Genomic DNA, 13,268 nt, shown 5'->3' on the forward strand with positions numbered 1-13,268 from the left:
GCGCTACTTGCGCTTGAAGAGGAACTCGAACGTCGCGTCCGCCTCGACGGTGGACAGCAGTTCGTTGCCGGTCTGCCTGGCGAACGCCTGAAAATCCTTGACCGCATGGGCATCGGTGGCCACCACACGGAGAATCTGGCCCGAGGCCATCTCGGCCAGCGTCTTCTTGGTGCGCAGGATCGGCAGCGGGCAACTCAGCCCCTTGACGTCCAACTCGCGATCAACGTGCATGGACGGCCGCCGTTCGGACAAATGCAATCGTTCTAACCACCGTTTCTTCCCTTCTTCTCTTCTTCCATCTGCAACTTGCGCAGCTCGCGCAGCCGCGCATCGACGGCGGACAGTTCATAGAAATCGCCATCCGTTTCCTTCTGGGCGAACTGAAGCTGCTCGATCGCCGGCCCGAGCTGCCCCTGGAGCAAATAGTACTCGGCCTGCGCGCGGCGCTGCGACACGCGCTTGCCCAGCGCCGCATACGTCTTGGCCTGCAGGCCGAACAGCCTGAAGTCCGCTTGATCGCGGACCAGCTGCCCCTCGAGGAACGCCAGCGCCTGCTGGTACGACCGTGCCGCGAAAAGCGAATCGGCATAGCCGTACACCAGCGACTTGGCCTGCGGAAAACGCAGCAGCGCCTGCCTGTACAGCTCGTGCGCGCCGGTGAAATCGCCGGACTGCTCCTTGATCGACGCGGCCAGCCCGGCCAGGATCGGCGACTCCCCCTGCAGCGCGGCCAGCGGAGCGCTGGCGCGCCGGGCGCCTTCCACGTTGCGGGCGCGCAGCAGCGCATACGCCAGGCCGTAGCGCATGGCCGGCTCCGACGAGTACTTTTTCTCCTGCAGCGCCCGCTCGAACTCGGCGACGGCGTCTTTCGGCTGCCCGGCCTGCGCCCGCAGCTTGGCGCGCACGAGGTGGAAATCGAGGCTGCTGACGACCTGCCGGTACGGCGAATCCTGAGCCCGGTTCTGCATGTCCGAAAGCCGCTCGACGGTCAGCGGGTGCGAGCGGAAATACACCGGCGCGTTGTTCTCGTACAGCCGGCCCGCCTTCTGCAGACGCTCAAAGAAGTCGCTCATGCCATGGACGTCGAACCCGGCTTTTTCCAACGATTGAAAACCCACCCGGTCGGCTTCCCGCTCGAAATCCCTGGAATAGGCCAACTGCGCCTGAATCATGCCGGCCTGTACCGAAGTGATCGCCCCCGCGGCGACCGACGTGTTCGAGCGCGCGGCGAGCACCCCGATGGCCATGGCGATCAGGCTCGGGATGGTGTTCTGCTTTTCCTTGGCGATCTGCCGCGCCAGATGGTTCTGCGTGACGTGGGCGATTTCGTGGGCCAGCACGGCGGCCAGTTCCGATTCGCTCTGCGCCGTCAGCACCGTTCCGGTGTTGACGCCGATGTAGCCGCCGAACATGGCGAACGCGTTCACCGTGTTGTCGCGAATGGCGAAGAAATGAAACTCGCCGGTCGGATTGGCGCTGGCCTCGACCAGGCGGCGGCCGAGCTGCGCCAGATAGTCGTTGATCTCGGGATCGTCGACGTAGCTGGGCTCGCGCAGGCGGATCTGGTTCATGATGCTCTCGCCGATCTTGCGCTCCGTCTGCGGCGACAGCTCGGCGCGCGCAGACTCGCCCAGATCGGGCAGATCATTGACCTGGGCGTTGCCCGCGAGCGAAATGCAAGCGATCAGCGCAAGAACCGCCCCACGGACGCGGCGCTGTTTGGAGAGACTCGGCGACTTCATGACCATCCGGCTGACGCGAAAAATTCGCGTCTATGATAGCGGAGACGGCCGGAAGGTGCTGTTTCGGTTTGTATCGAGAATGGTGGACAAAACGGTGGACAAAAAAAACCCGCCGATGGCGGGTTTTTTCAGCGTGGTCGAAATAATCAAGCACGTGTGATATTCGAAGCCTGTTTACCCTTTGGACCCTGCGTGACATCAAATGACACTTTTTCGCCCTCTTTGAGGGTCTTGAATCCGCTCATGGTTATCGCCGAAAAATGGGCGAAGAGATCTTCGCTGCCATCGTCCGGAGTGATGAAGCCGAAACCCTTGGCGTCGTTAAACCACTTGACAGTACCAGTTGCCATATTGCTACTTCCTTAAAAAAGACTAGATCCGGGCCAGGCCCGACTTGCATGCTTGGTCTCGTTAACTGCTTAAAAAACCAAAACATGCGGTCTTTGTACGCTAGTTTTGTCGGATGCGTCAAGCATTTGCCGCCTTCTCCCTCGTGATTGTGTGGTTTTTCACACAAAAGAACGCGGATGGCGGCGGTTTTCGCACCCCCTAAGACTGGCTACAATGAAACCATGGCAAAACCTCATCAGCACGAAGGCTCAGTATTGGAAGCACGACGGACCAAACTCGTACCGCCGCCGCTGTATACCGTATTGCTGCTCAACGACGATTTCACTCCGATGGACTTCGTGGTCCATGTATTGCAGAAGTTTTTTTCGATGAACCAAGAACAAGCGACGCAAATCATGCTCAAAGTTCACATGGAGGGGCGCGGCGTATGCGGCGTCTATCCACGTGACGTCGCTGCCACGAAGGTCGAGCAGGTATTGAGCTTTGCACGGGAGAACCAGCACCCGCTGGCGTGCATCATGGAGGAAAACTAGATGATTGCGCAGGAACTTGAAGTCAGTCTGCACATGGCCTTTGTCGAAGCCAGGCAGAAACGCCACGAGTTCATCACCGTCGAGCATCTTCTGCTGGCGCTGCTCGACAACCCCTCGGCCGCCGAGACCTTGCGCGCCTGCGGCGGGAACATCGAGCAGCTGCGCAAGGACATTTCGCGCTTCATCGACGAGCATACGCCGTCGATCGAAGGCAAGGACGACATCGACACCCAGCCGACCCTCGGTTTCCAGCGCGTCATCCAGCGCGCCATCCTGCACGTGCAGTCGTCGGGGAAGAAAGAGGTCAACGGGGCCAACGTGCTGGTCGCCATCTTCGGCGAGAAGGATTCGCATGCCGTCTATTACCTGCAGAAGCAGGGCATCACCCGTCTCGACGTGGTGAACTTTATCTCGCACGGCATCAGCAAGATTCCGCAGCAGGCCGCGCGCAGCGAACCGGAATCCGAAGTCGAAAGCGAGCAGCAGGCGGCGCCGGGTTCCCTGGAAAGCTACACGATCAACCTGAACGCCCTGGCGCAGCAGGGCAAGATCGATCCGCTGATCGGGCGGAACAACGAACTGGAGCGCGTCATCCAGACGCTGTGCCGGCGGCGCAAGAACAACCCGCTGCTGGTCGGCGAGGCGGGCGTCGGCAAGACGGCGATCGCCGAAGGGCTGGCCCGGCGGATCGTCGAGCACGACGTTCCCGAGGTCTTGGCCAACGCCCGGGTTTACGCGCTGGACATGGGCGCGCTGCTGGCTGGGACCAAGTATCGCGGTGATTTCGAGCAGCGCCTCAAGGCCGTGGTCAAGCAATTGAGCGAAAACCCCAACGCGATCCTGTTCATCGATGAAATCCACACGCTGATCGGCGCGGGTTCGGCCTCCGGCGGCACGCTGGACGCCTCCAACCTGCTCAAGCCGGCCCTGTCCAACGGCCAGCTGAAGTGCATCGGCGCCACCACGTACAACGAGTACCGGGTGATCTTCGAGAAGGACCACGCGCTGTCCCGCCGCTTCCAGAAGATCGACGTCAACGAACCTTCGATCAACGACACCATCGAGATCCTGAAGGGGCTGAAATCGCGCTTCGAATCGCACCACGGCATCAAGTATTCGGCGGCGGCGATCACCTCGGCGGTCGATCTCTCGGTGCGCTTCATCACCGACCGGCACCTGCCCGACAAGGCCATCGACGTCATCGACGAGGCCGGCGCGGCGCAGCGCATTCTGCCGAAATCCAGGCAGAAGAAGATCATCAGCAAGCAGGACATCGAGGAGATCATCGCCAAGATCGCGCGCATTCCGTCGGCCCAGGTGTCGAGCGACGATCGCCACGCGCTGAAGAACCTCGACCGCGACCTCAAGGCCGTCGTCTTCGGGCAGGACCCGGCGATCGACGCGCTGGCGAAATCCATCAAGATGGCCCGCTCCGGCCTCGGCACGCCGGGCAAGCCGATCGGCTGCTTCCTGTTCTCCGGGCCGACCGGCGTCGGCAAGACCGAGGTCGCCAAGCAGCTCGCCTACTGCATGGGCGTGGAACTGCTGCGCTTCGACATGTCGGAGTACCTGGAACGGCACGCCGTGTCCCGCCTGATCGGCGCGCCGCCGGGCTACGTCGGGTTCGACCAGGGCGGCCAGTTCGACCGAGGCGGTCACCAAGAAGCCCTACTGCGTGCTGCTGCTCGACGAGATCGAAAAGGCGCACCCGGACATCTACAACATCCTGCTGCAGGTCATGGACCATGGCACCTTGACCGACAACAACGGGCGCAAGGCGGACTTCCGCAACGTGGTGATCATCATGACCACCAACGCCGGCCAGGAAGCGATCCAGAAGTTGACGATGGGCTTCACCGGCAAGCGCGAGGCGGGCGACGAGATGGGCGAGATCAAGCGCCTGTTCACGCCGGAGTTCCGCAACCGGCTGGACGCGATCATTTCGTTCAAGGCGCTCGACCACGAGATCATTCTGCGCGTCGTTGACAAGTTCCTGATGCAGCTGGAGGAACAGCTGCACGAGAAGAAGGTGGAAGCGGTCTTCTCCGATCGCCTGAAGGAGCATCTGGCGAGCAACGGCTTCGACCCGCTGATGGGCGCCCGGCCGATGGCCCGGCTGATCCAGGACACGATCCGCGCGGCGCTGGCCGACGAACTGCTGTTCGGTCGGCTGGCCAGCGGCGGCCACGTCACGGTCGATGTGGACGACGAAGGCAAGGTGCGGCTGGTGTTTGCCGAGGAAGCGGAAGCCGTCGAACTAGCCGTCGATCGGCAGGGACCTCCCTCCGGTTCGCGCGAAGGCGCGGCCGGAGGATGGATTATTCTAAGGCGGCCATCGCCCGCGCCAGGGAGACGATGATCCCGGCCGTCGCGCCCCATATGTAGTGCCGTCCGTAGGGCATGGCGAAGAAGTAGCGCGTCGTTCCCTGATATTCGCGCGAGCGGCGCTGGTGATTGGCCGGGTCGAGCAGAAAGGCCAGGGGCACCTCGAAAACCTCCGCCACTTCCGAAGAGTCGGGCCGCAGGGTGAACGGAGGCGTCAGGAAGCCGACCACGGGAGTGATCCGGTAGCCGGTCACGGTCCGGTATTCCGGCAGGAAGCCGGCGACCTCGACATGGCGGGACGCCAGGCCGATCTCCTCCTCCGCCTCGCGCAAGGCCGTGTATTCCGGCGAAAGGTCGCCCGGCTCGGCGCGCCCGCCCGGGAAGCTGATCTGGCCTGCGTGGTCGCGCAGGTGTTCGGTGCGCTGCGTCAGCAGGACGGTCGGGCCGCCCTCGCGCAGGACAATCGGAAAGAGCACCGACGCCGCGACCAGCGCCTGCGTTTCCGCTCCCGTCTCGACGACGGGCTCGGCACTGGCCGGTCGGCGCAGCAGGGCCGCACGCAGGCGGTCGAGATTCACACTGGCAGGAGCGCCGAGCGGCGCCGCCTCGCCGGCTGCGTCATTCTCCTGGAACAGGGTCCTCTTCCTCGATTTCGGCGTTAACGGAACTCAGGGCATCCCTGAGGCTTTCTTCCGGCAACAGATTGATCGACGTGGCCAGCTGGTCGGCCGCCTCGACGGCTCCCACCGGCAGGCGCTTGCTGTCCAGGCTGGCGATCAGCACGGCGCTCGCGCCCACGACGCGCAGCAGTCCCTGCCGCTCCCCCATCAATATTTCGAGCTGGCGGCGCAGCATGGCTATTTCCTGGTCACGATGCGGCATGGAGCCCTCCTAGTAGCGTTTGGTCAAGGTCATGGTGTCCCCGCTTCGCTGCATTTCCATGCGATTGAGGAAACTCATGCCCAGCAGCGTCACCGGCAGGTCATGCTGGTGCACCAGCGCGTTGACGTTGTTCAGTACGACGTCGCCGACCCGCACGGAGTTGAGTTTAACCCGGGACACCTGAGCCTGTCCGTTGGCGGTGTTGACGATCCCCGGCACGCCCTTGCCGGGGTCGATCCCCATCCGCCGCGCGTCGCCGGCGCCGATGGACACCATCGAGGCGCCGGTATCGACCAGGAAGCGGACGCTCGTCCCGTTGATGTTGCCGGTGGTGAAAAAGTGCCCGCGCGCGTCGGCGGTCAGCACCACGCTGGCCGGGCCGGCACCCGAAGGCTGCGCGGCGACGTTCTGGCCGACGCGCAGCACGCGCCTTTTGCCGTTGACCTCGATGGTCGCCGTTTCGCCTTCGATGGCGACGACGCCGACGCCTTCGGCGGTCCGGGTGCCGACGGCGACGATGCGCGGGGCGCCGCCATTGATGGTCAGCAGGGCCTTGCCGGGAAACAGGCCCGCCAGCCCGACGTCCGCGCCGCACACAACGAAAGGCCACAACCCGGCCGCCAGACAGAGGTCTCGCAAGATATTTCGTTTAGAATTGGAATCCGGCCTGGCATCAGGCTCTGTCATCCCGAAAATCCGCGCCATGAAACCCATCGCCATTTTTCGTCACACCCGAACGGAAGGTCCGGGCTATTTTGCCACATTCCTCGACCGGCACTCGATTCCCTGGCGGCTGATCAAGATCGATGACGGCGAGCCCGTACCGGACTCCGTCGCTCCGTTTTCCGGCCTCTGCCTGATGGGCGGCCCGGTCAGCGTGAACGACCCCTTGCCGTGGATCGGGCAAAGCTGCGCGCTGATCCGCGCGGCCGTCGCCGGCGGCCTGCCGGTGATCGGGCATTGCCTCGGCGGCCAGTTGATGAGCAAGGCGCTCGGCGGCCAGGTTACGAAGAACCCGGTCAAGGAAATCGGCTGGGGGACGGTCCATGTTGACCGGAGCCCGGAGGCGGAGCGCTGGTTCGCTGCCGCCGTTGACGAGGCGAGGCTGGCCACGGTCTTCCATTGGCACGGGGAGACCTTCAGCATCCCGCCCGGCGCGGTGCGCCTGCTGAGCGGCCCGTTCTGCGCCAACCAGATGTTCGCGCTGGGGCCGCACCTCGGCATGCAATGCCACGTGGAGATGACCGAGGCCATGATCGAGACGTGGAACAAGGGCTGGGACGGCGAAACGCAGGGCCTCGCGCCCCTGCCGGAAAGCGTGCAGACGCCGGAGGAAATGCGGCGGCAGACGCCCGACCGGCTGCCCGCCATGCGCCGTCTGGCCGATCAGTTGTATGCGGTGTGGATTCGCGGCCTCGCGCGCGACTGAGCAAAAAAACGGCGATGATCATCGCCGCCGTTTTCTTCGCAGCCGCCGCGCCGGAGGCGCGCGCTCAATGCATCAGGACTTGTGCTCGACGACCACGCATTGGTAGACGCCGGCGAAGAAGGTCCGCTTGCGCCAGGTGAACTGGTCGGCCTTGCGCGCGTAATGCCGGATTTCGTTCTTCCACATGGTTTCGGCGAACGGTTCGAGATAGCGGTTGACCACCTTGAGGATGTAGCGGATCGGCTGCCACCACGCCGGGTTGTGGTAGTCGACGAACACCGCCTTGCTGCCCTTGGGCAGTTTGGCCAGCATGTGATTGACGATTTCGTGCTTCTTCTCCTCGGGCACCTCGTGCAGCAGGAAGAAGCTGCAGATCAGGTCGTACGAATCCTGCTCCGCGAAGTTGAAGCTGGCGGCGTCGGCGCGGATGACCTTGGTCCAGTCCATGCCGGCCAGCTTGCGGGTGCCGTGCTCGATCTGCACGGGCGTGATGTCGGTCAGATGGAAAACCCCCTTGGGGCCGACCTTCCTGGCGACGCGCGTGACCAGGTCCCCGTACACATGGGCCACCTGCCAGACGCGCATGCCTTCCTTGATCTCGTCCAGGTAGGCGCGCATCAGGCGCTGGTCGTTGAGGAACAGGAGAACGCGGACGACCCAGTTGTGATCCAGCGCGCGCACCCACTTCGGATCGACATACGCCCAGTCATACACTTCGGTCATGTACTCGGGAACGCCATCGTAATAAGGATCGATGGCAAGTGACGAGTGGTTCTTGGTCATTTTCTCTGTCCTATCTATGCAAATTCTGGAACGGGTGCGATCGGCGCGGGGCGGCCGCGGGAAATGCGGCGGAGGGGCGGGAGGGGCACAAAAAAAGCGATTATCCTCCAAGCCTCGCCGCACGGTCAAACAGGGGAAGCTGATGAATGGAAGGCAAATCCCTTTGCTTTCATGGCTCTCGCCGCGCCCGAGCCCTGTCAGGAGGGCAGCGGGGCGAACAGCGCGGCGATGTCGTCCTCGCCGAACTTGAGCACGGCGTTGCTGTCCGCCGACAGGATTCCGTCGGCGAGATCGGCCTTGCGCTCCTGCAGCGCGAGGATTTTCTCCTCGATGCTGCCGGCCACGATCAGCTTGTAAACGAACACGGGCTTGTCCTGGCCGATGCGGTGTGCGCGGTCGGTGGCCTGGTTCTCCGCCGCCGGATTCCACCACGGATCGTAGTGGATCACCGTATCGGCGGAAGTCAGGTTGAGGCCGACGCCGCCCGCCTTCAGGCTGACCAGGAACACCGGCACCTCGCCGGCCTGGAAACGGCACACCGGGCGTTCCCGGTCGGTGGTGTCGCCGGTGAGCAGCTCGTAATCGATGCCGGCGCGCTTCATCTCCTGCTCGACCAGCGCCAGCATGCCGGTGAACTGGGAGAAGACGAGGATCCGCCGCCCCTCGTCGACGAGTTCCGGCACCATGGTCATCAGCAGGTCGAGCTTGGCGCGCTCCTTGACCTTCTGGGCGATCGGCACCTTGACCAGCCGGGGATCGCAGCAGACCTGGCGCAGCTTGAGCAGGGCATCGAGGATGACGATCTGGCTGCGCCCGAAGCCCTTGCTGGCGATTTCCTCGCGCACCATCACGTCCATCGAGGCGCGCACCGCCTCGTAGAGGTCGCGCTGGCCGCCGGTCAGTTCGACCTTGCGCAGGATGACCGTCTTCGGCGGCAGCTCGGGCGCCACTTCCTCCTTGCGCCGCCGCAGGATGAACGGGCGGATGCGCTGCGCCAGCAGGTCGCGCCGCTGCGTGTCGCCCTGTTTCTCGATCGGCGTGCGCCAGTACCGGGCGAAGGTATTGGCGTCGCCCAGGAAACCCGGCAGCAGGAAGTCGAACTGGCTCCACAGCTCGCCCAGGTGGTTCTCCAGCGGCGTGCCGGTCAGGCACAGGCGGTGCCGCGCGTCGATCCGCCGCACCACCTCGGCGCCCTGGCTGCGCGAATTCTTGACCGTCTGCGCCTCGTCGAGGATGAGCATGTGGTATTTGAAGCGGGTCAGCTCGGCGGCGTCGCGCCAGAGCAGCGGATAGGTGGTCAGCACCACATCGTGCCGCGGAATCCCGTCGAAGCGGAGCTTCCTGTCCACGCCCTGCAGCGCGAGCAGCGACAGCGCCGGGGCGAAGCGCGCCGCTTCGTTCATCCAGTTGAAGACCAGCGAGGTGGGCAGGACGATCAGCGCCGGCCGGTCGAGCCGCCCCGCCTCCTTCTCCAGCAGGAGGTGCGCCAGCGCCTGCGCGGTCTTGCCGAGCCCCATGTCGTCGGCGAGGATGCCGGAAAGCTCATGCTCGCGCAGGAACTGCAGCCACGCCACGCCTTCCTTCTGGTATTCGCGCAATTCCAGCCCGAGCCCCGCCGGCGGCGCAATGGGGCGCACGCCCTGCGCGGCCAGCAGGCGGTCGGCCAGCGCCACGATCTCCTCCTGCCCGCGGAACTGCCAGCGGCTGGTGTCGTGCAGGGCCTTGATGCGCTGCACGTCGAAGCGCGAGATGCGCAGCCGGTGGCCGCCGTCGAAGCCGTCGAACAGGTCGATGAGCGTGGCGGCGAGCGGCTTCAGCCGTTCCGCCGCCACGCGCAGGCGCCGGTTGGTCGGCGTGCGCAGTTCGATCGCCTCGTCGTCCGGGATTTTCAGCAGCTCGACCGTCTCCAGCCAGCGCGCGTCGCGCTGGAACAGGGAGGCCAGCAGCGGCGCCAGCGGCAGCCGCTCGCCTTCGACCACGATGCCCATGTCGAGCGCGAACCAGCCGTTTTCGGAGGGGAGCAGCTCCGCGTCCCAGGCGTTGACCTGCAGGGCGTGATGCCGGAATTCCTCGTCGAATTCGATCTCCCATCCCGCCGCGCGCAGCGCGTTGCACCCGCCTTGCATGAAATCCGCCCAGCGCACCTCGGCGGCCAGCGCGTACATCGCGTCCGGCGAGCGACCGACGGTGCGCAGCAGGGCGGCGGGAACGGGCTGCAGGCCGGCCCCGGCCAGGGCCTCGACGAAGGCGTTTTCCAGGTCGGGCCGCCGTTCGACGCGCACCGTTTCGCCGTCCTCGAGCGCGACGAACACCTGCTCGTCGCCGATCCCGACTTCGGCCTCGCCATAGCGGAAGCTCGGCAAGGCCACGTCGAAGCCGACGGTATCCGGCGTTTCGAGGTAGTCGCGCCAGGCCGCATGGCCGTGCGTCTCCAGCGTGCGCAGGCGCAGCACGGGACGCGGCTCGGCGACGATGCGGCGCAGCGACGCCTGGGCGTTGGCGTCCGGCGGCGGCAGATCCGGCGCCAGTTCGGCGAGCATCTCGGCCACCAGCGCGGCCCGCTTGTCCGGCAGCGGCGGCAGCGAGAACAGGCGGGCGATGACGACAGGATCGCCGGGAATCTCCAGCGGACCGACCAGGCCCCGGTCGAGATCGACGTACCACGGGGGGAGCAGCGGCAGGGCCAGGCTGGATTCCGCAAGCGCCTTGAAACAAGGACGCTGGCATCCCTGCGGGTCGATCCGCCAGCCGAAGCTGCCCGGCCTCGCTTCGCCGGGAAGCAGGGGCGAAAGATCGGTGGACAGGGCTAGGCGCCCGGTCCGCAGCAGGCGCTGCAGGAGCTCGCCGGCCTGCGCGCCGCGCAGCGCGAAGGCCTGCAGGCCGCCGTCGTCCATGCCCGCCTCGCGCAGCATGTTCAGGATGTCGAGATCCTGCTCGGTCACGAAAGGCGGCGGCTTGACGAGCGCGCGGTCGATGTCCCGCCACGCTTCGGCGTCCTCCAGATCGCGCCCGCGATGCACGGTGATCCCGAAACGGCTGGCATCGGGCGTCCAGTGCAGCAGATAGAAAAGCTGATGGCGGCTCGACGCCGGTTTGCTGCTGCTCTGGCTCACCGCCAGCGACACGCGCCGCAATTCCTCCGCCCACGAGAGTCCGGCCGGAGCACCGGCTTCCTTTTCACTCAGATCTTCAACAACCTTCGTTGACATGAATAACGACATCCGCCCGGCGAACGGCACGATACGGCAAAAAAATCACGCCGCCGGCTTCGCCGCCCGGCAGGCCAAACGCGACAGTTTATTCCATTTATGGAGGGCTGGCGAGGCGAACGAGAGATCGCCGGCGCCCGGCGCGGGCGCCGCCGGCCTTCGCGGCGACGGCGCGCGCCCCGCGGACGGGCAGGATAAGGGGTCCGCTAGTCGCGGAAATTGCCGTACTTGATCGGGTAGTCCGTGATCGCCTTGGTCACCGTGGCGATGCAGGCCTGCAGTTCGTCGCGCTTGGCGCCGCTCACCCGGACGGTGTCGCCCTGGATCGTGGCCTGGACCTTCAGCTTGGAGTCCTTGACCAGCTTGACGATCTTCTTCGCCAGTTCGCTCTCGATGCCGATCTTGATCTTCAGTTCCTGCTTGACCTTGTTGCCCGAGATCTTCTGCACGGCCTGGTGATCGAGGCGCTTGACGCTTTCCTTTTCCTTCTTTTCCATGGCCGGGAACAGGATGTCCTTGATCTGGCCGAGCTGGAAGTCGGAATCCCCGTGCAGCGTGATGATCTTGTCCTTCTCGTTGAGCTCGACCTTGGCCGACGTGCCCTTGAAATCGTAGCGCGCGTCGATCTGGCGGCTGGTCACGTCGATGGCGTTTTTCAGCGCGACGAGGTCGGCTTCCGAGGAAAAATCGAAGGATGGCATGGCGGCGGCCTCAGCCGAAATGGCAGACGTAGTGGTACGGCTCGTCGCAGGCGATCTCGAACGACGAGTCGCCCGGCACGCTGAACGACTGGCCGGCCGCGTACGTCTTCCATTCGCTCTCGCCCTTGAGGCGCACGCGGCAGCTGCCGCCGACGCCTTCCATGCGCTCGGGCGCGCCGGTGTTGAACACCAGCGACGACGGCAGGATGACGCCGACGCTCTTCTTCGTGCCGTCGGCCAACACCACGGTATGGCTGACGCACTTGCCGTCGAAATAGACGTTGGCCTGTTTGAGAACGCTTACGTTGTCGAATTGGGACATGGTTGCTTTTCCATAAATTTGCGATCGCCGACCGGGCGACGACGTTGGCCTGTGTTCAGGAACTCACCCGGCCGAGGAGGAGGAACTCCATCAGCGCCTTCTGCACGTGCATGCGGTTCTCCGCCTCGTCCCAGACGAAGCTCTGCGGCCCGTCGATCACCTCGGCCGTGACCTCCTCGCCCCGGTGCGCCGGCAGGCAGTGCAGGAAGATGGCGTCGGGATTGGCGGCGCGCATCATCTCGCCGTCGACCTGGTAATCGGCGAAATCGCGCAGGCGCGCCTCGTTCTCCGCTTCGAAGCCCATCGAGGTCCACACGTCGGTGGTCACGATGTCGGCGCCGCGCGCGGCCTCCATCGGGTCGGAAAACTGCCGGAAGTGCCCGGTGCCGTGCAGGCCGGCGCGTTCCGGCTCGACCTCGTAGCCGGGCGGGGTCGCCACGTGCACGTTGAAGCCCAGCACCTCGCCCGCCTGCAGCCAGGTGTTGCAGACGTTGTTCGAATCACCGATCCAGGCCACCGTCTTGCCCTGGATCGCGCCGCGATGCTCGATGTAGGTGAAGATGTCGGCCATGATCTGGCACGGGTGGTATTCGTTGGTCAGCCCGTTGATCACCGGCACGCGCGAATTCGCCGCGAAACGCTCGACGATGGTCTGCTCGAAGGTGCGGATCATCACCAGGTCGCTCATGCGCGAGATCACCTGCGCCGCGTCCTCGACCGGCTCGCCTCGCCCCAGCTGCGAATCGCGGGTGTTCAGGTAGATGGCCATGCCGCCGAGCTGCTGGATGCCCGCCTCGAACGACAGGCGCGTGCGCGTGCTGGCCTTCTCGAAGATCATCACCAGCGTGCGGTCGCTCAGCGGCCAGTAGCGCTGGTAGGCCTTGAACTGCGCCTTGATCCAGCGCGTGCGGTCGAACAGGTAGGCGTATTCGTCGCGGGTGAAGTCGTTGAACTGCAGGTAATGCCTGACGGCCGGCTTGACGGTGGTCAT

Annotated in this window: 14 protein-coding genes and 1 pseudogene; 4 read left to right on the top strand and 11 right to left on the bottom strand. The window is 64.8% G+C overall.

Annotated features, from left to right (window positions below; translation table 11 throughout):
* Positions 1-3 precede the first annotated feature (3 nt).
* Both QM701_RS06035 and QM701_RS06040 read right to left on the bottom strand, forming a co-directional pair.
* On the bottom strand, positions 4-231 hold the full coding sequence (locus QM701_RS06035; protein WP_415166187.1) for a sulfurtransferase TusA family protein: 228 nt from the start codon (positions 229-231) through the stop codon (positions 4-6).
* 32 nt (positions 232-263) lie between these two features.
* Positions 264-1,742, bottom strand: coding sequence for a M48 family metalloprotease (locus QM701_RS06040; RefSeq protein WP_415166188.1), 1,479 nt, complete (start codon positions 1,740-1,742; stop codon positions 264-266).
* On the opposite strand from QM701_RS06040, the gene QM701_RS06045 reads away from it, so the two are divergent.
* Complete coding sequence (locus QM701_RS06045; RefSeq protein WP_415166189.1) at positions 1,741-1,902, top strand: hypothetical protein; 162 nt, start codon at positions 1,741-1,743, stop codon at positions 1,900-1,902. The genes QM701_RS06040 and QM701_RS06045 overlap by 2 nt on opposite strands.
* Here the strand turns inward: QM701_RS06045 and QM701_RS06050 are convergent.
* The gene (locus QM701_RS06050) at positions 1,889-2,092 is read right to left on the bottom strand and encodes a cold-shock protein (protein ID WP_415166190.1); all 204 of its coding nucleotides are present in this window, start codon (positions 2,090-2,092) and stop codon (positions 1,889-1,891) included. The genes QM701_RS06045 and QM701_RS06050 overlap by 14 nt on opposite strands.
* Positions 2,093-2,314: 222 nt before the next feature.
* Between QM701_RS06050 and clpS the strand changes: the two genes are divergently transcribed.
* Positions 2,315-2,626, top strand: a complete 312-nt coding sequence (clpS, locus tag QM701_RS06055; protein ID WP_415166191.1) for an ATP-dependent Clp protease adapter ClpS — start codon at positions 2,315-2,317, stop codon at positions 2,624-2,626.
* Positions 2,627-4,877 (top strand): annotated as a pseudogene (clpA, locus tag QM701_RS06060) (ATP-dependent Clp protease ATP-binding subunit ClpA); the annotation flags it as partial. It lies immediately after the preceding gene.
* Between the two features lie 67 nt (positions 4,878-4,944).
* Here clpA and QM701_RS06065 read toward each other — a convergent pair.
* From QM701_RS06065 to QM701_RS06075, 3 genes are read right to left on the bottom strand one after another with little or no spacing between them, the layout of a single operon-like run.
* The gene (locus tag QM701_RS06065; protein ID WP_415166192.1) at positions 4,945-5,529 is read right to left on the bottom strand and encodes a CoA pyrophosphatase; all 585 of its coding nucleotides are present in this window, start codon (positions 5,527-5,529) and stop codon (positions 4,945-4,947) included.
* A gap of 40 nt (positions 5,530-5,569) precedes the next feature.
* Positions 5,570-5,833: a hypothetical protein gene (locus QM701_RS06070; protein WP_415166193.1), complete on the bottom strand. Its 264-nt coding sequence runs from the start codon at positions 5,831-5,833 to the stop codon at positions 5,570-5,572.
* A gap of 9 nt (positions 5,834-5,842) precedes the next feature.
* Positions 5,843-6,445 carry a TIGR02281 family clan AA aspartic protease gene (locus tag QM701_RS06075; RefSeq protein ID WP_415166194.1) on the bottom strand — a complete coding sequence of 201 codons (603 nt, stop codon included), beginning with the start codon at positions 6,443-6,445 and terminating at the stop codon, positions 5,843-5,845.
* Positions 6,446-6,536: 91 nt separating this feature from the next.
* On the opposite strand from QM701_RS06075, the gene QM701_RS06080 reads away from it, so the two are divergent.
* Positions 6,537-7,262 carry a type 1 glutamine amidotransferase gene (locus tag QM701_RS06080; protein ID WP_415166195.1) on the top strand — a complete coding sequence of 242 codons (726 nt, stop codon included), beginning with the start codon at positions 6,537-6,539 and terminating at the stop codon, positions 7,260-7,262.
* Positions 7,263-7,334: 72 nt separating this feature from the next.
* On the opposite strand, the gene rquA is transcribed toward QM701_RS06080, so the two are convergent.
* The 5 genes from rquA to argF all read right to left on the bottom strand — a co-directional run bounded on the left by rquA (position 7,335) and on the right by argF (position 13,268).
* On the bottom strand, positions 7,335-8,045 hold the full coding sequence (rquA, locus tag QM701_RS06085; protein ID WP_415166196.1) for a rhodoquinone biosynthesis methyltransferase RquA: 711 nt from the start codon (positions 8,043-8,045) through the stop codon (positions 7,335-7,337).
* A gap of 197 nt (positions 8,046-8,242) precedes the next feature.
* Positions 8,243-11,254: a DEAD/DEAH box helicase gene (locus tag QM701_RS06090; RefSeq protein ID WP_415166197.1), complete on the bottom strand. Its 3,012-nt coding sequence runs from the start codon at positions 11,252-11,254 to the stop codon at positions 8,243-8,245.
* Between the two features lie 206 nt (positions 11,255-11,460).
* Positions 11,461-11,955, bottom strand: coding sequence for a YajQ family cyclic di-GMP-binding protein (locus QM701_RS06095; RefSeq protein WP_415166198.1), 495 nt, complete (start codon positions 11,953-11,955; stop codon positions 11,461-11,463).
* A gap of 10 nt (positions 11,956-11,965) precedes the next feature.
* On the bottom strand, positions 11,966-12,277 hold the full coding sequence (locus tag QM701_RS06100) for a pyrimidine/purine nucleoside phosphorylase (protein ID WP_415166199.1): 312 nt from the start codon (positions 12,275-12,277) through the stop codon (positions 11,966-11,968).
* 55 nt (positions 12,278-12,332) lie between these two features.
* Positions 12,333-13,268, bottom strand: a complete 936-nt coding sequence (argF, locus tag QM701_RS06105) for an ornithine carbamoyltransferase (RefSeq protein WP_415166200.1) — start codon at positions 13,266-13,268, stop codon at positions 12,333-12,335.

The organism is Propionivibrio sp. (assembly GCF_047602565.1).
GTDB lineage: Bacteria > Pseudomonadota > Gammaproteobacteria > Burkholderiales > Rhodocyclaceae > Propionivibrio.